17 protein-coding genes are annotated in these 22241 nt (G+C 64.6%); 4 read left to right on the top strand and 13 right to left on the bottom strand.

Features of this window, described 5'->3' with window-relative positions:
• Positions 1-443: 443 nt before the first annotated feature.
• Genes J2R76_RS21765 through J2R76_RS21755 form a run of 3 tightly spaced genes read right to left on the bottom strand, consistent with a single transcriptional unit; the run spans position 444 to position 3683 of the window.
• Complete coding sequence (locus J2R76_RS21765) at positions 444-1229, bottom strand: fumarylacetoacetate hydrolase family protein (protein WP_076827590.1); 786 nt, start codon at positions 1227-1229, stop codon at positions 444-446.
• A 12-nt stretch (positions 1230-1241) separates the two neighbouring features.
• Positions 1242-2606 (bottom strand): LLM class flavin-dependent oxidoreductase, encoded by a 1365-nt coding sequence (locus tag J2R76_RS21760; protein WP_076827588.1) that lies wholly within the window; start codon positions 2604-2606, stop codon positions 1242-1244.
• Positions 2607-2630: 24 nt separating this feature from the next.
• A complete protein-coding gene (locus tag J2R76_RS21755) occupies positions 2631-3683 on the bottom strand; it encodes an Ldh family oxidoreductase (protein WP_057015461.1) in 1053 nt (350 codons plus the stop codon).
• A gap of 403 nt (positions 3684-4086) precedes the next feature.
• Here J2R76_RS21755 and J2R76_RS21750 point away from each other — a divergent pair, with 403 nt between their 5' ends.
• Positions 4087-8202, top strand: coding sequence for a GAF domain-containing protein (locus J2R76_RS21750; protein WP_076827586.1), 4116 nt, complete (start codon positions 4087-4089; stop codon positions 8200-8202).
• Here the strand turns inward: J2R76_RS21750 and J2R76_RS21745 are convergent.
• From J2R76_RS21745 to J2R76_RS21735, 3 genes are all read right to left on the bottom strand, one after another.
• On the bottom strand, positions 8176-8517 hold the full coding sequence (locus tag J2R76_RS21745) for a hypothetical protein (RefSeq protein ID WP_076827584.1): 342 nt from the start codon (positions 8515-8517) through the stop codon (positions 8176-8178). The two genes, J2R76_RS21750 and J2R76_RS21745, sit on opposite strands and share 27 nt — an antisense overlap.
• Positions 8518-8573: 56 nt before the next feature.
• On the bottom strand, positions 8574-8813 hold the full coding sequence (locus J2R76_RS21740; RefSeq protein WP_076827582.1) for a DUF2171 domain-containing protein: 240 nt from the start codon (positions 8811-8813) through the stop codon (positions 8574-8576).
• Positions 8814-8885: 72 nt separating this feature from the next.
• Positions 8886-9323: a cupin domain-containing protein gene (locus J2R76_RS21735; protein WP_057015484.1), complete on the bottom strand. Its 438-nt coding sequence runs from the start codon at positions 9321-9323 to the stop codon at positions 8886-8888.
• 252 nt (positions 9324-9575) lie between these two features.
• Here J2R76_RS21735 and J2R76_RS21730 point away from each other — a divergent pair, with 252 nt between their 5' ends.
• Positions 9576-10175, top strand: a complete 600-nt coding sequence (locus J2R76_RS21730; RefSeq protein WP_057015457.1) for a DUF1080 domain-containing protein — start codon at positions 9576-9578, stop codon at positions 10173-10175.
• A gap of 48 nt (positions 10176-10223) precedes the next feature.
• On the opposite strand, the gene J2R76_RS21725 is transcribed toward J2R76_RS21730, so the two are convergent.
• From J2R76_RS21725 to J2R76_RS21695, 7 genes are all read right to left on the bottom strand, one after another.
• The gene (locus J2R76_RS21725; protein ID WP_076827580.1) at positions 10224-11711 is read right to left on the bottom strand and encodes a hypothetical protein; all 1488 of its coding nucleotides are present in this window, start codon (positions 11709-11711) and stop codon (positions 10224-10226) included.
• A 123-nt stretch (positions 11712-11834) separates the two neighbouring features.
• Positions 11835-12941, bottom strand: a complete 1107-nt coding sequence (locus tag J2R76_RS21720) for a glycoside hydrolase family 5 protein (protein ID WP_076827578.1) — start codon at positions 12939-12941, stop codon at positions 11835-11837.
• A 231-nt stretch (positions 12942-13172) separates the two neighbouring features.
• Positions 13173-14120, bottom strand: a complete 948-nt coding sequence (locus J2R76_RS21715) for a DUF5996 family protein (RefSeq protein WP_076827577.1) — start codon at positions 14118-14120, stop codon at positions 13173-13175.
• A gap of 132 nt (positions 14121-14252) precedes the next feature.
• Complete coding sequence (locus J2R76_RS21710) at positions 14253-15869, bottom strand: B12-binding domain-containing radical SAM protein (protein ID WP_076827575.1); 1617 nt, start codon at positions 15867-15869, stop codon at positions 14253-14255.
• A gap of 238 nt (positions 15870-16107) precedes the next feature.
• Positions 16108-16707 carry an NAD(P)H:quinone oxidoreductase gene (gene wrbA, locus J2R76_RS21705; RefSeq protein WP_076827573.1) on the bottom strand — a complete coding sequence of 200 codons (600 nt, stop codon included), beginning with the start codon at positions 16705-16707 and terminating at the stop codon, positions 16108-16110.
• A gap of 149 nt (positions 16708-16856) precedes the next feature.
• The gene (locus tag J2R76_RS21700) at positions 16857-17555 is read right to left on the bottom strand and encodes a pirin family protein (protein WP_057015482.1); all 699 of its coding nucleotides are present in this window, start codon (positions 17553-17555) and stop codon (positions 16857-16859) included.
• A 75-nt stretch (positions 17556-17630) separates the two neighbouring features.
• On the bottom strand, positions 17631-18383 hold the full coding sequence (locus J2R76_RS21695) for an SDR family NAD(P)-dependent oxidoreductase (protein WP_076827570.1): 753 nt from the start codon (positions 18381-18383) through the stop codon (positions 17631-17633).
• A gap of 116 nt (positions 18384-18499) precedes the next feature.
• On the opposite strand from J2R76_RS21695, the gene J2R76_RS21690 reads away from it, so the two are divergent.
• Together J2R76_RS21690 and J2R76_RS21685 are read left to right on the top strand one after the other, a co-directional pair.
• Positions 18500-19414, top strand: coding sequence for a LysR family transcriptional regulator (locus tag J2R76_RS21690; RefSeq protein ID WP_016846155.1), 915 nt, complete (start codon positions 18500-18502; stop codon positions 19412-19414).
• A 172-nt stretch (positions 19415-19586) separates the two neighbouring features.
• Entirely contained in the window at positions 19587-22022 is a 2436-nt protein-coding gene (locus J2R76_RS21685) for a hypothetical protein (protein ID WP_076827568.1), read from the top strand.
• Positions 22023-22241: the final 219 nt, after the last annotated feature.

Here is a 22241-nt window from a genome sequence, read left to right as displayed (position 1 = left end):
TCGGCAAGGGCGGTCGACGGCCCGCAAACGATCCCTGCGGCCGATAGCAGGGAGCCCTGAAGCAACGTTCGGCGTGAAAGTGGCATGGCTGACTTGTCTGATGAGTGCGCGCGGACCTTATTGCGCTTTGCCCTGTGTTGTCACGATGCGAACGGCTGTGTGATCACGTCACGATGGCCCGTCGGGCAAATGCCGTCGCGAGAATGCGAGTGTGTGATCCACCAGCGGCGCCACAAACTCGCCGTCGTGCCGGCGAAAGCCGGGACGACAAATGGAGAGAGAAGCGACCCGGTCCATCACCGTCATGCTGAGGTGCGAGCGCAGCGAGCCTCGAAGCACGACGGCCCGGCTCTCGACGCAAGGATGGAGCGGCGGCCGTGCATCCTTCGAGGCTCGCTTCGCGAGCACCTCAGGATGACGGCTCTAAAGTGGTGCAAGCCGCCTCACACCTTCTCCCTCACGAACCTGTTCCGCAGCGTGCCGATGCCGGTGATGTCGATCTCGACCACGTCGCCGTCCTTCAGGTCCGGCGAGGCGCCGTCGGTGCCCATCCAGATCACGTCGCCGGGCGACAGCGTGAAATATTTGGTCAGTTCGACGAGGAACGGGACGATGCCGAAGATCATCTCGTTGGTGTGGAAGCGGCCGGTTTCCTTGCCGTTGACGCGGATCGCGGTCTCCATGCGGTCGAGGTCGACATCGGTCTCGATCCACGGGCCCATCGGCTTGAAGGTATCGGCGTTCTTGGCACGCCACAGCCCGCGATCCGCCTTCTGCCAGCTGCGTTCGGAGACGTCGTTGCCGATGGTGTAGCCGAACACGCAGTCCATCGCGTTGGCCTCGGTCAGGTGCTTGGCGGTCTTGCCGATCACGACGACGAGCTCGCCCTCGTAATGGATCTTCTCGGTCGCGCTCGCGGGGATCACGACGTTCTCGTCATGGGCGATCAGCGCGTTCTGCGCGCGGTAGCCGATCTCGGGACGATCGGGAACGTTCGGCACGGTGCCGGCCTTGTCGGCGGCCTCTTTGAGGTGCTTCAAATAATTCAGCCCGACGCAGTAGAAGGTGCGCGGGATCAGCGGCAGCTCGATCTTGACGTCCTTCAACGCATGCGTCTTCGACGTCTTGCTCCATTCGCCGAACGGATCGCCGTTGACGGTGGTGACGGTGTCGCCCTCGACGAGGCCCCAGGATGTATTGCCTGCGGCGGTGAATTTCAGCCAGCGCATGATGATGTCCCTCTATTCCGCGGCCTGCGTGCGGGTCTTCCAGGCGCCCGCGGCCGGGCGCTTGAGCCCGAGATTTTCGCGCAGCGTCGTGCCGGCGTAGTCCTTGTGGAACAGCCCGCGCTTCTGCAGTTCGGGCACCACGTGGTTGACGAAGTCGGCATAGGAGCCCGGCACGTAGCTCGCCGCGACGACGAAGCCGTCGCAGCCGCGATTGACAAACATCTCCTCCAGCCGGTCGGCGATCTCCTTCGGGCCGCCGACCATCGCGTCCTGCACCTGGCCGCGGCCGGAGAAGGTGATGAAGTCGCGGGTCGAGGGATTGGTCTTGCCGGAGGTGCGCAGCACGCCGTCGCGGATGCCGAGCATGCCTTGCATGCCCTGCAACTCCTCGGTGGTTAGCGGCTCGTCGATCGGTTTGGCGCCGAAATCGAAGTTGAGGCCTTCGGCGAGCAGCGACAACGCGTCGATCTCGAGCGGCAGCTTCTGGATCACCGCCATCCGGTCCTCGGCCTCGGCCTTGGTCGCGCCGGTGACCGGCGTGATCAGATTGCAGAGGAACATCTGGTCGGGATCGCGCCCGGCCTTGGCGGCTTCGCCCCGGATCGCGTCATAGCCCTGCCTGGCATTGGCGAGGTTGCGCGCCGCGGTGAAGATCACCTCACCCCAACGCCCGGCAAAGCGCTGGCCGCGGCCGGAGGCGCCGGCCTGGATCACGACGGGATGGCCCTGCGGCGAGCGCGGCACCGTGAACGGGCCGCGCGAGGTGAAGAATGTGCCCTTGTGGTCGAGCCGCTTCACCTTGGTCGGATCGGCGAAGCGGCCGCTCTTCTTGTCGATCAGCAGCGAACCGTCTTCCCAGGCGTCCCAGTGGCCGAGCACCACCTCCATGAACTCGTCGGCGCGGTCATAGCGATGGTCGTGCTCGAGATGCTGCTCGCGGCCCATGTTGAGCGCTTCGCCGTCATTGACCGACGTCACCACGTTCCAGGCGGCGCGGCCACCCGTCATCAGGTCGAGCGTGGCGAAACGGCGGGCGACGTCGAACGGCTCGAAATAGGTGGTGGAGGCGGTCGAGGCGAGGCCGAGCTTGGTGGTGACCATGCCCATCGTGGTCAGCACCACGATCGGGTCCATCTTCACGCAGCGGATGCCGTATTCGACGGTGTGGGCGTGATCGTTGCCGTAGCGATCGGGCATTGCGAGGCGATCGTCGAAGAACGCCATGTGGAACTTGCCGCGCTCCAGGATGCGCGCGATCTCCTGATAGTAGTCCGCCGACATCGAATCGTCGCGCGATTCCGGGTGACGCCAGGAGCTCGGCAGGTTGGTGCAGTTCTGCGCCTGCAAAAAGCCAACCAGCGCCATTTGCCGTGTCATGTCGTTCTCCTGTGTCCGCAACTATCAGCGAAGGTCGAGCTCATCGGTGAGCTTGTAATCGGCGGCGAGCGCCTTGAGCTTGTCCCAGGTCGCATCCTCGATCTCGATGCCGTCCTTGCGCCGCTGCTGCTCGCGCAGATATTCGATCTCGCCGGGATAGAACACGCCGCGGCTCCCTTCCGAGGGCGGCGTCGATTTCAGGTAGCGGGCGAAGTCGGCGACCTCCTTCCTGAAGTCCATGAGCGGACGGAATGCGGCGACGTTGAACACCGCCATGAAGCAGCCGTCGTTGTGTCGGCCGGTCGGCTCGACGCCGAAGCCGAGCCCGGTCAGGAGGCCGCACAGCACCTCGATCATCGCGGCAAGGCCCGAGCCCTTGTAGCCTTCGCTGCCGCCGAGCGGCAGCAGCGCGCCGCCCTTGCGGTAGTCTTTCGGGTCAGTGGTGTCGCGCCCCTCGGCATCGATGATCCAACCCTTCGGGATGCTCTCGCCACGCGCCACCGCGAGCTGGATCTTGCCGGCGGCGACTGCCGAGGTCGCCATATCGAGATAGAATGGCGCCTCGAGGTCGGAGGGCACCGCGATCGAGAGCGGGTTGGTGCCGAGCCGGGCCTCGCGGCCGCCGAACGGCGCCACGTGTTTCGGCGAGCGGCCGGAATCGGCGGCCGCAATCCCGATCATGCCTTCGCGCATCGCCATCATCGGGTAATGCGCGAGCCGTCCGACGTGGCTTTGGCGGAACACCGTGCAGGCCGCGACATTGGCGGTCTTCGCCTTGTTGATGGTCATCTCCATCGCCTTGGCGTTGACGTGGAAGCCGAAGCCCCAATGACCGTCGATCACAGTCGTGGTCGGTGTCTCCTGCACGATGGTCCATTTCGCGCCGGGCACGATGTGGCCGGCCTTGATGCGGTCGATATAGGTCGGGATTGCGATCACGCCGTGGGAGTCGTGGCCGGCGAGGTTGGCGTTGACGCAGCCGGAGGCGACTGCGCTGGCTTCCTCCTCCGATGCGCCGGCACCCTTGAGGAGTGCCGCGCCGATGCGCGTGAGACGGTCGGCCTGGACGATCGGCATGGGATTTTCCTCGCGGTCTGCCCGCGTGATGCGCGGGTCGTGCTTGCTGTTGTCGACGTCATGCTCTCAAAGCGCCGAGGGGCGAGCAAGGGCAGAAAAATCCGGGCGGCCATACCGCCAGCAGGGTGCTCGCCGCCGCGATTTCACGGAGTGGAACGGGCGCGGTCGCGATGCGGAATTTGGCTGCTCGGGCGGCGCGAGCAGGACGTCCATCCGCGCCTCGCCACCCTCCGCCTCAGGCTGGCACACCGGTGTCCGTAATATCCCGGAAAACCGCCGCCGGCGTTCGTCAGCCGTTTACTTTGTCGTGCAACTTGCCGGATACGCTAACCACCACTTAGGCCTCTCGCGGGCAATGTTCCCTGCCAGATTGGAGGGGTTGGCCCCCGGGCCTTCAGGAATCGTGCAGTCGAGCATCGGGCGTACCTTCGCGGCGTTGAGTGCCACCAACGAAGCGATCCTGTACGCGAAATCACCAGAAGAATTGTACGGCAAGGTCTGCGAAGCCGCGTTCTCGAGCGGGAGCTTCCTGGCCGCGACCGTGTTTTTGCTGGAGCCGGATACCGGTCTCTTGAGGTTCGCGGCTGGCTACGGCGACGATGTCGCGCGACTATGCAGCATCACCATTTCCGCGATCGCCAACACCCCGGAGGGCGAAGGCGTGGCCGGCCGCGCGTTCCGCGACCAGAAGGCCTGCGTCCGCAACGACTATGTCAACGACGCTGTTTCGGCGGCTTGGCGCAGCGGCGCGGCAGCGGCCGGCGTCGGGGCGGCCGCCGCGGTGCCGCTGGTTTGCAACCGGCGCAGCGTCGGCGTCTTCATGGTGACGCGGCGCGAGATCAATTCGCTCAGCGACGAGGCCGTTTCGCTGCTGGAGCGCATGGCCGCGAACGTGTCCTTCGCGCTCGATAATTTCGACCACGAGGCCTCGCGCAAGAGCGGCGAGCGGGCGATGCGTCGGCTCAACCGCATGTTCGGTGCGATCAGCGCAACCAACGAGGCGATCCTTCGCGCCAAGACCGAGCACGATCTCTATCAGCGGGTCTGCGATGCCGCGGTGTTCAGCGGAAAGTCCTTCGCGACGGTGGTGCTGCTGGCCGAACCCGACACGCACTGGTTCGAGCCTGTCGCCGGCACCGGCGAGGCGCTCGACCTGATCACCCAGACGCGCTTCTCGACCGATCCGGACAACGTCTATGGCAAGGGGATTTGCGGCGAGGCGTTCCGGACCCAGCGGCCCTGCGTCGAGCACGACATCCCGATATCGATGGGCCCGTCGCATATGCCGATCGGCGGCAGCGGCCTGATGGCCTGCGTGGCGCTGCCGCTCACCCGGTTCGGCAAGAGCGTCGGCGTCCTGATTTTCTTCACCGGCAATTCCTGGGCGCGCGACGAGGAGATCATCGCGCTGCTCGCGGGGATCGCCGAGAATGTCTCGGTCGCGCTCGACAATTTCGGCCGTGCCACCGAAAAGGCCAAGGCCGACGCCGAGCGCGAGCGGCTGTCGCGGATGTTCGCGGCGCTGAGCGCGACCAACGAGGCGATCATGCGCGCGAGGTCGCGGCTCGAGATGTTCGAGCTGGTCTGCGCGGCGGCGGCGCATGGCGGCGGATTCAACTCCACCAGCATCCTGATCGCGAAGCCCGGCGACGATTTCCTGGAGATGATGGCGGTCGCGGGGCCTACCGCGGCAAATGCGCGCCGCCTCAACGTCTCGCGCAGCGAGGCTCGCCCCGAAGGGCGCGGCGTCTGCGGCCGGGCGTTCCGCTCGCGGCGCGCCTGCATCAACAACGATTTTCTGGGCGACGTCGCCAGCAATCCGTTCCGCGACGTCATCGACCGCGAGGATGCGCGATCGGGCGCGGCGTTCCCGTTGATCGTCGACGACGAGCCGGTCGGCGTGATGCTGTTCATCTCCGCCAAGCGCAACACCTTCTCGGCTGAATTCGCCGAGCTGCTGCAGCGGCTCGCCGACAACGTCTCCTATGCGCTCGGCAGCTTCGACCGTGCCGACGAGAAGGCGCGGACCGAGGAGCAGAAGGAGCGGCTGCGGCGGATGTTCGCGGCGCTGAGCGCGACCAACGAGGCGATCATGCGGGCGAAATCCCGCAGCGAACTGTTCGATCTGGTCTGCGATGCCGCGGCGGTCGGCGGCCAGTTCGTCTCGGCCACGATCAGGCTGGTGCGGCCGGGCGAGGTCTTCCTGGACAATGTGGCCGCCTCGGGCCCGGACCGGGTGCGGGCCCGAGAGGTTCAGCTGTCGGCCGACGCGACGCGTCCGGAGGGACAGACGCTGACCGGCGTTGCGATCCGCACGCGCAGGCCCTGCATCAGCAACGACTATCTCAGCGATTTCGGCCCCGAATCGCACGTCTATCCGGCCGTGCGCGACAGCGGCAGCAAATCGGGCGCAGCCCTGCCGCTGCTCAAGAACGGCGAGGCGATCGGCGCGCTGGTGTTTCTCTCCAGCGAGTTCGGCACCTTCAGCCCGGAGATGATGGCGCTGTTGCAGCGGCTTGCCGAGAACGTGTCGTTCGCGCTTGCCAATTTCGATCGCGCCGACGAGAAGGCGCGGGACGACGAGCAGAAGGAGCGGCTGTCGCGGATGTTCGCGGCGCTGAGCGCGACCAATGAGGCGATCATGCGGGCGAAGTCCCGCGCAGAATTGTATCGACTGGTCTGCGCGGCGGCGGCGACCGGCGGCAAGTTCACCTCGACTACGATCGCGCTGGCGCAGACCGGAAGCGACTATCTGCGGATCGTCGCGATTGCGGGGCCGGCGGCGGAGGGCGCGCGCCAGGTGACGCTCTCGACCAGCGAGGCGCACCCCGAGGGGCGCGGCGCCTGCGGTCGGGCGTTCCGCTCCGGCAAGGCGTGCATCATCAACGACTATTTTGCCGATCCCGAGACCGCCGCTTTCCATGAGCGCGCGCGGCTCGATGGAACGCAGTCCAGCGCCTCGTTTCCGCTTGTTGTCAGCGGGCAGGTGGTCGGGGTCATGATCTTCGTCGCGATCGACAAGGACACGTTCACGCCGGAGTTCGCCGAATTGCTGCAGCGCCTTGCCGACAATCTGGCGTTCGCGCTCGAGAGCTTCGATCGCGCCGATGAGAAACACAAGGCCGACGAGCGCATCGAATATCTTGCCTCGCACGACAGCCTGACCAATCTGCCGAACCGCGAGACGTTCAACGAGATGCTGCATCACGCGATCTCGGCGGCGGATCGCCATCGCCGGCAGCTCGCGGTGCTGTTCATCGATCTCGACCGCTTCAAGGTGATCAACGACTCGCTCGGCCACGACGCCGGCGACATGCTGCTGGTGGCGATCGCCGAGCGGCTGCGTGGATCGTTGCGCGCGAGCGACGTGGTGGCGCGGCTCGGCGGCGACGAGTTCGTGGTCATCCTCGAGGAAACCGCCGAACGCGACGACGTCGAGCGCATCGCCGGCGATCTTCTGGTTTCGCTCAGCCAGCCGCTGCAGCTCAGCGGGCATGAGTGCCACACCACGGCCTCAATCGGCATCGCGATGTATCCGGCCGATGGCTCGGACGTGCAGACGCTGACCAAGAATGCCGACATGGCGATGTATCTCGCCAAGGAAGACGGCAAGAATGGCTTCCGCTTCTTCTCCAACGAGATCAGGGCGCAGTCGATCGAGCGCTTGACGATGGAGAGCGCATTGCGCCGCGCACTCGAGCGCAAGCAATTCTCGCTCGACTATCAGCCCAAGGTGGACATGGCGAGCGGGCAGATCAGCGGCGTCGAGGCGCTGCTGCGCTGGACCCATCCCGAGCTTGGCAAGGTATCGCCGGGGCAGTTCATCCCGCTTGCCGAGGAGACCGGCCTGATCGTGCCGATCGGCCGCTGGGTGTTGAAGGAAGCCTGCGGGCAGAACATGGCGTGGCAGCGCTGCGGCCTCAGGGCCGTGACGATGGCGGTCAACCTTTCACCGCGGCAGTTCGGCGATCCGAACTTGCTCGACGACATCGACGCGGCGCTGGAGGAGAGCGGCATGTCGCCGGCGTTGCTCCAGCTCGAGGTCACCGAGAGCATGGTGATGCGCAACGTGACGCGTGCGGTGCGCGTGCTCGACGCGATCCAGAATCGCGGCATTCGGCTGGCGATCGACGATTTCGGCACCGGCTATTCATCGATGTCGCTGATGAAGCAGTTCCCGATCGACACCATCAAGATCGACCGCTCTTTCGTGCGCGACCTGCCCAATGATTCCGAGGACGTCGCGATCGCGCAGGCGATCATCTCGATGGGCAAGGCGCTTGGCATGACCATCGTCGCCGAGGGCGTCGAGACCTCCGAGCAGCAGGAGTTCCTGCGCGCCCATGCCTGCGACGAGATGCAGGGCTTCCTGTTCAGCCGGCCGCTGCCGCCGCGCGATCTCGCCGAATTGTTGAAGCCGTCGCAGGCAGAGGCGTCGCCGCCGTTGCAGCCGTCGCTGGATGGCGAGGCGACCAGCGAGGCCGGGCCGGATCTAGGGCGGAAACGCGCCGTCGTCTGACGGCTGCACGGGCAGGTCGCGAACGTCGGAATCGGTTGATGCGACCTTGCGCGAGAAATCATAGGGCCACGGCAGGATGTCCTGGCCGGCCAACGTCTGGCGCAACACAACGGCAGCCTCCGCAAAGCTCGCGCCGTCGGCAAGGCGGAGCTGGCGGCTCCAGGCGGATGGCAGCGGTTCGGCGGCATCGCGCATCTCGAATGCCGGCCCCCACCACCAGGCCGGAGCGGGCGGCCGTTCCGGTTCCGCAATGGCGCGCCAGCGCGCGAACTCGTCGACGATGCGGGCAAATTGCAGCTTGGCGGCGGGATGCATCGAAGGCCCTTCCTTGGGCCGGGATGATAGCATCGCTCCCACCTCGCGCAACGCGGCTATTGGCGGCCGTGCTGCCAATGCGCCGTCACGTCGGAGCCCGATTTGTTGAGGTGGACGTGCTGGTCGACATGGTCGACCCAGGACAGCGGAATGAGGTGATGGTGCTGACCGTCAGGCGAGCTTTGCTTGGTCAGCTTGATCTGGTCGGTGCCTTCCATGTGGTCGACCTTGCCGACCGTTTTCTTGTCCGACGAGATCACATCCATATCTTCCCGAATATCAGCGGCGTTTGCCATGCGTCATTTCCTCGTCATGATGATGAGGGGATGAAACGCCGCCTGGATGCAAAGGTTGCTAGCCGGTTCCGGCTACTTCTGCTCGACCTCGGTCGCGGTGGCCGGGCCTTCGCCCATGATCAGCAGCACGGCGTCCTCGTCCTTGGCGCCGTCCCAGTGCACCTGCTTGCCGAAATGGGTGACGAAGCTGCCGGCCGGCATCGCCACGGTGCCGTGATCGGGATCGAATTTTGGACCCGAGCCCACCCACCAGGTGCCCTTGAGCACCACGATGTAGCGGTCGTTGGGATGGAAATGCGGACGGCTGAAGTGATTGCCCTTGGTCCATTTGGTGTAGACCATGTAGAAGCCGGGCTTCGAGGGATCGCCGACCACGACCGCATTCTGTGCGCCGCGCGCGTCAGCCGGGCTCCAGGGAATCTGATCAGGCAGCTTGTAGGTCACGGCGGCCGGATTGAGCTCGGCCGCGGAGCTGACGCTCAGCGTCGCGGCAAAAGCCAACGGCATCATCAGATATCGCCAAGGTCGGTTTGACGCCGTCATCGGTATGCTCCCAGATCGGATTACTCGGGCGACTGCCGCGCCCGTACGTCGCGCCATGCTAGTCGTCCTCGCTTCCGCCCGGCAAGACGCCGCCGTGCATGTCTGATCTCAGGATTGCGGCAACGATCCGTGACACAACGCAGTTGCAATATGAAAAAGCATTTACGCCGCCGCAGACGATGATAGGTTGCGCGCCAACCAAAAGACGGGAGGATAACCTTGAAGAAGCATCTGTCGATACTGGCGGCGGGACTTGTGATCGGTGCGGCCGCGCTGCAATTTTCCACCGCCGCCTCGGGGGACGACGGCTGGGTCACGCTGCTCGACAGCTCCAAGAAGGGTGACTGGGACGAGGTCGGCAAGGCCAATTGGGCGATGAAGGACGGCGCGCTGGTCGCCGACAAGCTCGACGGCAAGGATCTCTCCTATCTCGTCAGCAAGACCCAATACAAGGATTTCCAGATCAGGGCGGAGTTCTGGACCGACGAGGATGCCAACAGCGGCATCTTCATCCGCTGCGAAGGCAACAAGGTGATCGACTCCAAGGTCTGCTACGAGGTCAACATCTTCGACAAGCGGCCGGACCCGACCTACGGCACCGGCGCGATTGTCGACGTCGGCAAGGTCGATCCGATGCCGAAGGCGGCCGGCAAATGGAACGTCTACGAGATCACGGCGCAGGGGCCGCATTTCGTCGTGACGCTGAACGGCCAGAAGACCGTCGACGCCCAGGATTCCAAGCACGCCAACGGCTATATCGCGCTCCAGTATGGTTCGGGCGTGGTCAAGTTCCGCAAGGTGCAGATCAAGCCGCTCTGACGGCGCGGGTTGAGCGGGGCCTCGGTCGCACTGCGACGGGGCCCCTCCTCATTGAGGAGCACTGTCGGTCGCAGAGACCTTCCGATCGTCACTCTGCGTCCGCAGATGATGGCCGATCACGAGCCCGGTCAGGCACAGCAACAGCCCAAGTGCCGGCGGCGCAAACAGCGCCTCTTCCTGGAAGATGCCGTTCACCAGCACGACCATCGTGCCGAAAGCGGCGAGCCCCTGGATGAGGATTCCCGACGAGGCGTAGAGCCGCCAGGCCTTCAGCGCCATCGCCAGGAAGTAGCCAAGCGGCACCAGTGAGCCGATCCCCATCTGGTAGAGCAGCACGCCGACGGCGCTCTCCACCGCGCCGTCCATCGTGCCGGCCGCCTGCGCTGCGTTCCAGTCGATCGAGAAATAACCTTCGGAGAGATTGCCGCCGACGCCAAGTCCGCGGCCGATCGGATTCTGCCGAAAGCCGTCCCACCCGCCCATGAAGCCGATCACGTGGAAGTCGCCGATCTGGAGTCCAATATAGATCGCCGCGATGGCGTACAGCACGAGCCCGACCAGCGCGACGGCAAGGGTGATGGTGGCGCCGAGCAGCCAGGTTGCCGTCCAGGCCAGGGCCACGAAGATGACCAGGATGAGCGCGCCTTTTACGCTACAGCAAATCAGCAGCGGGATCGCGGCCAAGGCCAGCCAGCGATATCCGACCGCGAACAGGAACAGGATGGAGAAGGCGATCCCGTAACCGAAGCTGATCGGGCTCATATTCGGTCCGAAGATACGCAGCAACGACGAGAGGCCGAGGTCTTCGAACAACGGGCTGTTGAGAAAGCTGAAACGGAAGCGATCGATCAGATCCACCGGCACCCTGCCGGTTGCGCGCATCTCGGCTTCCCAGGATCCGGAACGGGTCGCCTTCAGCTCGTCGAAATGCCAGAACGTGTAGCCGTTGGTGATGGAGAGCCAGAAATCGCGGAACAGCAGTTCGACATATCCGCAGACGATCAGCAGCGCCGCAACCGTCACCAGGAACGGCGTGATGCGGATCTCGAAGGTTGCGGCCGTCAGCAGCGATAGCTGAAACAGAAACAGCGGCAGCGCAATGTTGCGCAGATAGACGAGGGCCGCGTGCGAATCCTGCGTGGCGCCGAGCAGGAAATACGCCGTCACGGTTGCGAGGGTGAACGACCCCCATTTCATGATCTGGTCGATCTCGGCGGAATGTTTCCGCTCGTGCAGCGCGTAGAGCGCCAGCGTGACCAGCCACATCACCGCGATGACCAGGAAATTGTAGCCCTTGACGAAATCCATCTCCTGCTCGGTCGTCATGTAGGACGACAGGATCGAGACGAAGAGGTTCTGGAAGAAGATGATGAAGATGGCGATCGACGGCGCGTAGGCCGGCACCGCGAGCACGATGGCGCAGCCGATCAGGCTTTCGACGACGATCGCGAGCCCGGCGTTGGCCGTCTGCATGATCGGCGCGAATGCGATCGATGCCACGGCGATGCCGAGTGCAGGAATCAGATCGCCGGCCAACAGCGGCCGCGGGGCTATCTCTGCTCGCACAGGCTCTGACCTAGCGTGACCGGACGTGTGGGCGTGCCACACCGCATCGTCGATCTAGCCGCGCATTGTGTAAGAACTGGTTAACCAGATGGGTCAGCGGGTCCCGAGCAAGGCCCTCAGCGCCTCGCGGTCGACCTTGCCAGTGACCGGGTCGGCGAGGCCGAAGCCTTGCGACAGCTCCCAATGAGTCCAGCCCCAGCATTGTTGCCGGGCGTAGGCGGTCACGCCGGCGAGCCAGCGCAGCCGGCTATCGCGCGGCGCGCCGGCCTTGAGCACACCGAATTCATTGATGATGATCGGCCGCGAATATTGCCGTTGCCAGGCGGCCGCCGGTTCGAGCCATTTGTCAATGCCGCGGTCGGGAATGGCACGGTCCACCATCGCGAGCGCCGTGCGCCTGTCCAGCGCGGTGAGTTGCTCCCGCAGCTGCTGAACCTTGGGATCGTCGGAGCGGACCGGATAGGGCAATCCGGTGACGTCGTGCAGCGGTTCATTCGGATCCCAATGGGCCTGATGGGTGAACACCATCGGATCGTAGAAGTGGATGGCATAGACGACATTCGGATCGTCGAGCGGAGTGAAATCCGGCAGCGAATCCGCGCGCTGCCAGTTGACCGGCCCGGTGACCAGTGTGGTCTGCGGCAGCAGGGCGCGAATGAAGCCGGCCAGCTCCCGGACTTCGCCCTGCCATTGCGCGGCCTCGACATCCGGCTCGTTCAACAGTTCCGCAAACACACGGTCGGACGGATAGCGCTGCATGACCCGTGCGAGCTCGGTCCAGGCGCGCTTCATTTCGGTCATCGCATTGGGCGGATCGTCCTTGTGTAGCGCGTTGAAGCGCTCGCCGGAGTGCAAGTCGATCGACACCGCATAGCCGAGCGCGAGCAGGGTCTTGAGCGTCGCATCGACGGTGCGCAGGCGGCCGTCTATCTCGGCTTTCGCGGCGAAGCGCGGCATGACGAAGTCGGCGGGCACCGGCAGCCGGATGTGGGTCATGCCGGCCTTGCGCAGCTCGCGCAGCAGGCCGCGGGGCGGCGCCGACCGCGGATCGGCGATCCAGCCGTCGGCATTGACGCCGCGTGACAGCGCCTCGAGCCGCTCGGCCGGGACGCCTTCGATCAAGGCGGGACAGGCCCGCGCGGCGACCGACAGCAGAATCGACGCGCTGACCGCGAGGGCAAGGATCGATGGCCGCGTCATGACCGATCAGCGTGCGATGGTTGTCGCGGGATCGTGACGGGTTGCGGGGCGCTCACGAATATACTGCCTGTAGTGTTCGAGCCGGCCGGGGTCGCGGGGCGTCGTCCGAAAGATAGCTCGGCCAAGCAACGATGCGGTAAAGACGTAACACGAAATTTAACCTATGCGCCTTCGTCGACTGTCCAAGGCGACCCGTCGCGAAGAGGATTGAGCCGCCGGTGCGGCGCGCCGCTAGATCCCTCGGACCACGCCCGGCTGGCCCGGTGCGCATTCCAGCGCAGCACGGTCCCAGTTCGCGTTGATGGCCGCGGCCTCATAGCTCGATTGCAGGAATTCGAGCAGCGCCTTGTCCGGGTCGGCAGCCGTCCGCACGGCGTCGTAGGGCAGGATGAATTCGCCAAGCGCCTCGCTGAAGAACGCAGCATCGGGCCGTACCGGCGTGTTGCGATAGCCCGCGGGTTCCGGATAGGCGTAGGAATAGAATGCCGGATAATCGATCGCGCCGCCGCCCGGCCAGAAGCCGGCGCTGCTGACCTCGTGCGAATAGGCTTCGTGCGCCACCTCGTCGGGCAAATGGGGCACGCCGCCGGGATGCCGCGGCGCGGTTCTGCCGGAAAAGCGCGTCACCGCGAGATCGAAGCTGCCCCAGAAGAAATGCACCGGGCTCGCCTTGCCGAGGAAGCCGGTCCGGAATTGCTTGAACACGCGATCGCAGTTCACGAGGATCTGGTGAAACCGGCGCACGGCATCCGCGTCGTACGACGCATGCTGCGTATCCTGCGAAAAGCGGATCGGATCGGCGACTTCGTTCGGTATCTCGTCAATGGCGACGTCGATGCCGAGGTCCTTCAGATTGCTCATGACCGCCGCGTAGAAGCTTGCGACCGATTGACCGGCCAGCGCGAATTGCCGTTCGGTGCCGTCGCTGGTCGAGATGCGGAGCACGTGATCGATGAAATCGAAGTCGATCTGGAACGTGCGATCGCCGTCGGGGATCGGCGAGGTCGTCAGCCCGCGCGCCGTGACATAGAGCGTGACGTGCCAGGAGTGATTGAGCCAGGGCGACTTCGCCAGCCGGATCTTGCCGGCGATCTGGGTGAAGAGCTGGAGCGTGGCACAGCTGTCGCGCCACGCCGCGGTCGGCAGTTCCGGCCAGCGGGTCTTCTGTGTGTTGGTCATGACAAACCTCTGGGCTGCGCAACGTACAGTGTTTCGGCTATTACGAATTGGTCGCGATGACCTCGGGGGAACCGATCCTCTGGTTCCGCGCGACGTGCTCTGGTCGGCGAAGCGCACGAACGCGCTTTGCCGTCAAACCGCACGTAGGTTAGTTCGCGGCCCAAGCTCCGTGGCCCTCACCGGCGGCATATCGTCGAGGGCGGCAATCCGGCGGTCAATCTCACGGATCACGTGTTTCGAGAATGGCCCGAAATGCAAATACAGCGCCATCAACATCACGATGTAGCGAAGCGCGCCCGGATTGGACTTGGCGACCTCAACGAAGGTCTTCCAGAACGGTTCGTGGACCTCCGGCAGGGCACGCATGATCGTGTGCACGCCCTCGATGCCGCCAAGCCTCTTGCGTATGTCGCCATCCGGCAGGTCGCGACGCCGGTCGGACCGGTCGAGCATGGCGGCGAGCCGCGACAGCCGTCCTGCATAGGCCGTCGGGTCGAACACGTGCCCGATCACGGCCTTGTAGTCCTCAAGGATGTCACGCAGCGGACGTATGGTGTCGAAATTGCAGCCGAGCGTGCATTGGTCGCCCGCCTGCTCGACTTTCATGAGATCGTGGCCTTCGTGCAGGCGGCCTTCCTTCGCCAGCCGCCGCGTCAGCTGTGTGCCCGGCAGTGCATAGAGCAGTCCAACCATGCAGACTGGAATGCTCGCCTCCTCGATGAAGTCGATCATCGCGTGCCCCATCGAGGCTTTCTCGGTATCGAACCCGACGATGAAACCCGCGGTGACGAACATGCCGTAGCCATAGATCTTGTGAATGCATTCGGCGATGTCGCGCCGGGTGTTCTGCTTCTTCTTCATCTGCACGAGGGTCTCCGGATCCGGGCTCTCAATGCCGACGAAAATCCCGAAGAAGTTCGCGTCCTTCATCGCCTGCAACAGCTCGCTGTCGTCAGCGATATTGATCGAGGCTTCCGTCGAAAACTCGAACGGATAATCTCGCTCCTCCAGCCAGGCTTTGAGCTGCGGCAGCAGGATGCGGAGGTTTTTCTTGTTCCCGATGAAATTATCGTCGACGAAATCGACATGTCCGCGATAACCGTGATCGTAGAGCGCTTGCAACTCAGCGAGAATTTGATCGGGGGTCTTGGTGCGCGGCACACGACCATACAGCTCGATAATATCGCAGAACTCGCAGGTGAACGGGCAGCCACGCGAATATTGCACGCCAATGAAGAGATAGTGCTCGAACTTGATCAGGTCATAGCGGGGCATCGGGCTTAGCGTGACGTCGATCTTGAATTTCTCGGCGATGAACACGCCCTTGCGCTCTCCACTTTCCCAGGCGGCGACAAATTGCTGAATGATTTGCTCTGCCTCACCGATCACCTGGAAGTCCGCGTCGGCGTAAAGATGCGGGCTGGAGGAGACGTCAGGTCCGCCGACACATACCGGCTTGCCGTGCCGGTGTGCGAGATCGATCAGGTGGAGAAAATCAGGCTGCTGGTTGAGCATGCCGCCGATCATGACAAGATCGGCCGAGTCGAGATCGGCGTCCGTCAAGGGCTCGGTGTTACGGTTGATGAGGCGAATATCCCAATGCTTCGGCAGCATGGCGGCGACGGTGATCAGTCCGAGCGGCGCCGCCGGATACTTCGCATCGACGAGTTCACAAGCTTCCGTATAGTTCCAGAAGGAGTCCTGAACGAACTTCGGATAGATCATTAGGACGCGACAGGGAACCGTCATGTTGCTCCGGCCTGGATATTGACGGGCACGATGACACGCGGCTTGTCGCCGCTCAAGGGCTCAATTCGCGGCCAATTGTCAGGCAATCCTGGGCATGGACGCCTATTACGTCGATTATCGGCCTTTCTTGGCGTCTGTTGGCGTTCCAGCAGCGATCGCTCTTGCGCCGTTGTCCGGGAACGACGTCGCGACTTAGGCAGGGGCGGCAATCGTGAACGAGAATGCCGCCCCCATCGCATCAGCCGTGAAGTTTTCTCGCGGTTTCCGCGATCGCGCGGCCCTGATAGCGGGCGCCGGCGAGTTCGTTCTCGCTCGGCTGGCGGCTGCCGTCGCCGCCGGTGATCGTGGTTGCGCCGTAGGGCGCGCCGCCGGTGACCTCGTCGAGCTTCATCTGTCCGGCAAAGCCATAGTTCAGGCCGACCACCGTCATGCCGAAATGCAGGAGGTTGGTGATGATCGAGAACAGCGTGGTCTCCTGGCCGCCATGCTGGGTCGCGCTCGAGGTGAAGGCGCCGCCGACCTTGCCGTGCAGCGCGCCCTTGGCCCAGAGGCCGCCGGCCTGGTCGAGGAAGTTGGCCATCTGCGAGGCCATGCGGCCGAACCGGGTGCCGGTGCCGACGATGATCGCATCGTAGTTGGCGAGATCGTCGATCTTGGCGATCGGCGCGGCCTGGTCGAGCTTGTAGTACGAGGCCTTGGCGACTTCGGCCGGTACCAGCTCGGGGACGCGCTTGATGTCGACGGTGGCGCCGGCTTCGCGCGCGCCTTCCGCGACGGCATTCGCCATCGCTTCGATGTGACCGTAGGCGGAGTAATAGAGAACGAGAACCTTGGCCATGATGGCCTCCTTGTGGTTTGGCAGTAGGGTGAAGTTAAGGAACCCCGTCATTGCCGGGCTTGACCCGGCAATCCATCAAACGGAGAACCCTTGCGAAGCCCGATGGATGCCCGGGTCAAGCCCGGGCATGACGAGTGTGGATGTGGTGATCAGGCCGCGTCGACGAGCACGAGCTCAGCATCCTCGAGCGCGGTGATCTTCAGCTTGGCCTCGTCGCGGATCGCGGCGCCGTCGCGGGCATTGACGCGCACGCCGTTGACCTCGATGCTGCCGGCCGCCGGCACCAGATAGAGGTGACGGGCCTTGTCGGCGGCGTATTCCGCACTCTCGCCGGCCTTCAGCGTGGTGGCGAGCACCCGCGCATCGGCGCGGATCGGCAGCGCGTCATTGTCGCCGTCGATACCCGAGGCGATGGTGACGAGCTTGCCCGAACGGTCCGCCTTCGGGAACGGCTTCGAGCCCCAGGTCGGGTGGCCGCCCTTCGTCGTCGGCTCGATCCAGATCTGGAAGATCTTGGTCTTCGCCGGCTCCAGATTGTACTCGGAGTGACGGATGCCGCTGCCGGCGCTCATCACCTGCACGTCGCCGGCTTCGGTGCGTCCCTTATTGCCGAGCGAATCCTGGTGCGTGATTGCGCCCTCGCGAACATAGGTGATGATCTCCATGTTGGCGTGCGGATGTGCCGGGAAGCCGGAGTTGGGCGCGATCTCATCGTCGTTCCAGACGCGCAGCGCGCCGTGGCTGACATTATCGGGATCGTAGTAGCTCGCGAACGAGAAGTGGTGCTTGGCCTTCAGCCAGCCGTGGTCGGCGCCGCCAAGCTTTGCGAATGGTCTGAGTTCGATCATGGTCATTCCCCTTGATGTCGATGTTGAGGAGCAGGCCGGGCGCACCGCGCCCGGCGTCTCCAGAAAATTTTGCGATCAGGCGCCGAAGCCGCCGTCGACGTTGAGCACGGTGCCGGTCACGAACGAGGCTTCCGGGCTTGCCAGGAACACGACGCCCGCTGCGACTTCCTCCGGGCGGCCGAAGCGTTGCACCGCGTGCTGCAAGCGTTGCGTCTCGGCAAACTCGCCACCGTCCTTCGGGTTCATGTCGGTGTCGATCGAGCCGGGCTGCACCACGTTCACCGTGATGCCGCGCGGTCCGAGGTCGCGCGCCGCGCCCTTGGTGTAGCCGACGACGGCCGCCTTGGTAGCGACGTAGTCGGCAAGGCCCGGGAACGAGGCGCGGTCCGCCAGCATGGAGCCGACGGTGACGATGCGGCCGCCTTCGCCCATCAGCTTGGAGGCGGCGCGGATCGCGGTGATCACGCCGTTGATGTTGATCGCCTCCTGGCGGGCGAGCGTCGCGGTGTCGGCCTTGGGGTCGTCGACCGCGCCGCCCGATGCGACACCGGCATTGTTGACCAGGATGTCGAGCCGGCCAAAATCCTTGGCGACGGTCTTCACCAGCTGATCGACATCGGATGACGAGGCCTGGTCAGCCTTGTAGGCGCGGGCGTTGACGCCCTTGTCCTTCAATTCGGCGACCACGGCCTCGGCCTTCTCGGGAGAGGCGACGTAGCTGATCGCGACGCTCGCACCTTCCGCGGCGAGTGCACGGGCGCTGGCCGCGCCGATGCCGCGCGAGCCGCCGGTGACGAGGGCAACCTTGCCTGAGAGCTTCTTTGTCATTGGATTTCTCCATCGGTTGAATTTGATGGCACTTGGATATGCCTCCGGCTGTGGTATAGAAATAGAAACTATTGAAACTCATTGTTTCCAGTATTGAGCAATCAGGACAGCGGCCCATGTCGAAACTGCCGGACTTCGAGGCGCTCGCGATCTTCGCAAAAGTCGTGGAATTACGGTCGTTTGCGGCGGCCGCGACCGAGCTCTCGCTGTCCAAGGCGACGGTGTCCAAGGCGGTCAGCCGGCTGGAGGAGCGGCTCGGCGCCCGGCTGTTCAACCGCACCTCGCGGCGGTTGGCGCTGACTGATGCCGGCCAGAAATTGTCGGAGCGCGCCGCGCGGCTGCTCGCCGACGGCGAGGCGGCTGAGAATGAGGCGCTGGCGCAATCGACCACGCCGCGCGGCCTGGTGCGGCTCGCGGTGCCGATGAGCTTCGGCATCAAGACAGTGGCGCCGCTGCTGCCGGAATTCATGGAGGCCTATCCGGAGGTTTCGATCGACCTGCACTTGAGCGATGCCACGGTCGACCTGATCGGCGAGGGCTTTGATGCTGGCCTGCGCATCGCGCGGTTGCCGGATTCCTCGCTGATCGCGCGGCGGCTGTGCGGCATGCCGCGCTACACGGTGGCCGCGCCGTCCTATCTGAAGCGCCACGGCCGGCCGACCCATCCGATGCATCTCGCCGAGCACAAATGCTTCGGCTACGCCTATCTCTCGACTCAGGGCGTCTGGCACTACACCAACGCGTCGGGCGAGCAGGCGAGCGTGCGTCCCGCCGGCCAGCTCCGGGTCAACAATGGCGAGGCTGTGATGCCCGCGCTGCTCGCCGGTCTCGGCATCGCCGATCTGCCCGACTTCATCGTCGGCGACGCGATCGCGCGGGGCGAGGTCGAGGTGATCCTGAAAGGCTGGAAGCAGCCCGAGGGCGCCGTGCATCTCGTCACCCCGCCCGGCGGCCCGCGGCCCGCGCGCGTCGAGGTGCTGGCGGATTTCCTGGCGAAGCATTTCGCCAAAGGGCGTGCGCAGCGGAAATAGAAATCCGCACGCGGAGCGGTGGAGGGACATCCGGCCCGCCCCGTCACATTCGTGTCATCCCTTTTAAATTGTATTGCTTATGTGAACTAACCCACGATCGAGGGCTGCCGCGATCGTCTATTTCTGCGTCCTGCACCGGTGTTGCCGCAAAGCGCATTTTCGGAGGAACCAGATGATTGATCTGACCAAGCATGACTTCACGTCATTGTCGGTGAAGGATCTGCTCGATGCCCGCGAGGCCTATCACGTGCATCTGGCCCATCTGCAATCGGTCTACGCCACGGCGATCGGCCGCTATCTGATCCGGGACAACGACCGCAACGCGACGGAAAGAAAGGCGCACTCCAAGCCGCAGGCGCTCGGACCGCGCACGCTGTTCAACTCGTCGGTCAAGGACTGGTCGTGGCCCTGCATCCTCGTCTTCGTCCGCGACTGGATGAAGCGCTCCGAGCTGAAGAACCATCCCGAGAAGCAGGACCAGCTGGTGCCTCCATTCCTCTATCTGCCGGATGGTCGCGTCGTGCCCACCTGCGTCGTCAAGGTCGATCCGAACGAGGGCAGCCCCGGCACCGTCGATCCGCCGGTGTTCAAGAGCGATCTGGTCGGCGGCGGCTTTCCGGTGCAGACCATGATCCAGGGCAAGATCCACCGCGGCTCGATCGGCTGTCTCGTCACCAATGGCGAGACGGTGTTTGCGTTGTCCAACCGTCACGTGGTCGGCGCCGCCGGCCGCGAGATCTTCGCCGGCTTCAAGAACACCGACCGCCGCCTCGGCGTCAGCGATGCGCTGCAACTCGGCAAGCGCGCCTTCAGCGAGGTCTATCCCGGCTGGCCCGGCTCGCGCGTGGTGGCCAATCTCGATGCCGGCCTGATCCGCGTCGATGACGTCAAGGGCTGGACCGCACAGGTCTACGGCGTCGGCCAGGTCGGCGACGTCGTCGACCTCAATGTCGGCACCTTCCGTCTCGACATCATCAACCAGCCGCTGATCGCCTTCGGTGCGACCAGCGGATTGATGAAGGGCAAGATCCTCGGCTTATTCTATCGCTACAAGACCGTCGGCGGCGTGGAATATGTCAGCGATTTCGTGATCGGCCCGCGCGACGGCGACACGCCGCTCAACAATTATCCGGGCGACTCCGGCACGGTCTGGTTTGTCGACGATCCGGACGCCAAGAAGAACCCCAGCGGCGCGCGGATCCTCAGTCCTCTGGCGCTCGAATGGGGCGGCCAGGAATTGTTCGGATCGAGCGGCAAGGTCCCGATGCAGGTCGCGCTCGGGATCTGCATGTCGACGCTGTGCCGTGAGCTCGATGTCGAGTTGATCGGCGACTGGAACGCCGGTCACACCGAGTATTGGGGCGAATGGGGCCACGTCAAGATCGGCGCCTACGCGACCAGTCTGATCGATGCGAAGTTGCCCAAGCTCGCCACCATGATGGACGCCAATTCCGACAATATCGGCCTCGACGACAAGCTGCTTGCCGACCTCAAGCCGCATCAGCGAGGGACATTCTCGCCGCTGGCCGACGTCGCCGACCTGGTCTGGCGCTTCACCCGGCACACCGACGAAAGCAACCATTTCGCCGACATGGACAAGCCGGGCAAGGACGGCAAGACGCTGCTCGATCTTTGTGCGGAGTCGACGCGCAACGTCGATCCGAAGGTCTGGAACGACTATTACGAAGGGATCGGCGAGGACCGGCGCGGCGCATTGCCGTTCCGGGTCTGGCAGATTTTCGACGAGATGGTCGAGTACGCCGCCGCCAACAAGAAGTTGGAATTCGTCTGCGCCGCGGGCATCGTCGCGCATTACATCGGCGATGCCTGCCAGCCGCTGCACATCTCGCAATTCCACCATGGCCTCGATCCGAGCGACAAGGCGCATGCCAAGGTGCACAGCGTGTACGAGACCACGATGATCGGCCGCCACGGCAAGGATCTCATCAAGATGATTCCTGACGCCCGGACCAGCGACGTCGCGGAGATTGCTCCGGGCGGCACGCCGACCGGGCGCGACGCTGCGGTCGCCGTGGTCGCGCTGATGCAGCGGACCGTGAAGCGGCTGCCGCCGATGACCATCGTCAACCTGTTCAATTCGCATATGGGCAGCGGACAGGTCGAGGCGCTGTGGTCGAAGCTGAAGGACGCCACCGCGGCCTGCATGCAGGACGGTGCCAAGACCCTGGCCCGGGTCTGGGAAGCGGCCTGGCGCGCCGGCGCGGGCGAGGACCGCGGGCAGGGCGGCAAGTTCGACCAGGACAGTTTGAGCAAGCTCTACAACGACCCGAGCTTCCTGCCGGCGTTCCCGCTCCAGCAGCTCACGCTGGATGCCAACGACCACCTCGTTCCGATCGGAGGCAGCAGCACGCGGCGCCGCAGCGCGACAACCGCGCGACGCGCGCGTCCGCAAGCAGCGAAGAAGGCCGCCAGGAAAGCCGTGAGGGAAACGGCCAGGAAGGCGCCGAAGAAGGCGCCGGCGCGCAAGCGGCCGGCCGCGGCTGCTCCGGTCCGACGCGCGGCCGCCAGCAAGAAGACCGCGACCAAGCGCGGCGCGGCCAGCAAGCGGTCGGTCGGAAAGACCCGCAGGGCGGCGCGCAAGCGCTAGAGCAAGATGACTTACATCACATCGCGCAGCGGATTCAGCTTTACCTCGCCCCGCGTGCGGGGAGAGGTATAGGCCGCCTTTGGCGGCCGTTCTCAAGAACGCCGAAGCGGAGCTTCGGCTATGACGCATCGTTAGATGCGTTCCGGGTGAGGGGGAGCCTCCACAAGTCCAACTGTCGCCGTTTACGCGGAGGCAGCCCCTCACCCCGACCCTTTCCCC

Origin of the sequence: Bradyrhizobium sp. USDA 4532 (assembly GCF_024171315.1) — a bacterium.
GTDB lineage: Bacteria > Pseudomonadota > Alphaproteobacteria > Rhizobiales > Xanthobacteraceae > Bradyrhizobium > Bradyrhizobium australafricanum.
This window is presented reverse-complemented; position numbering and strand designations above follow the sequence as displayed.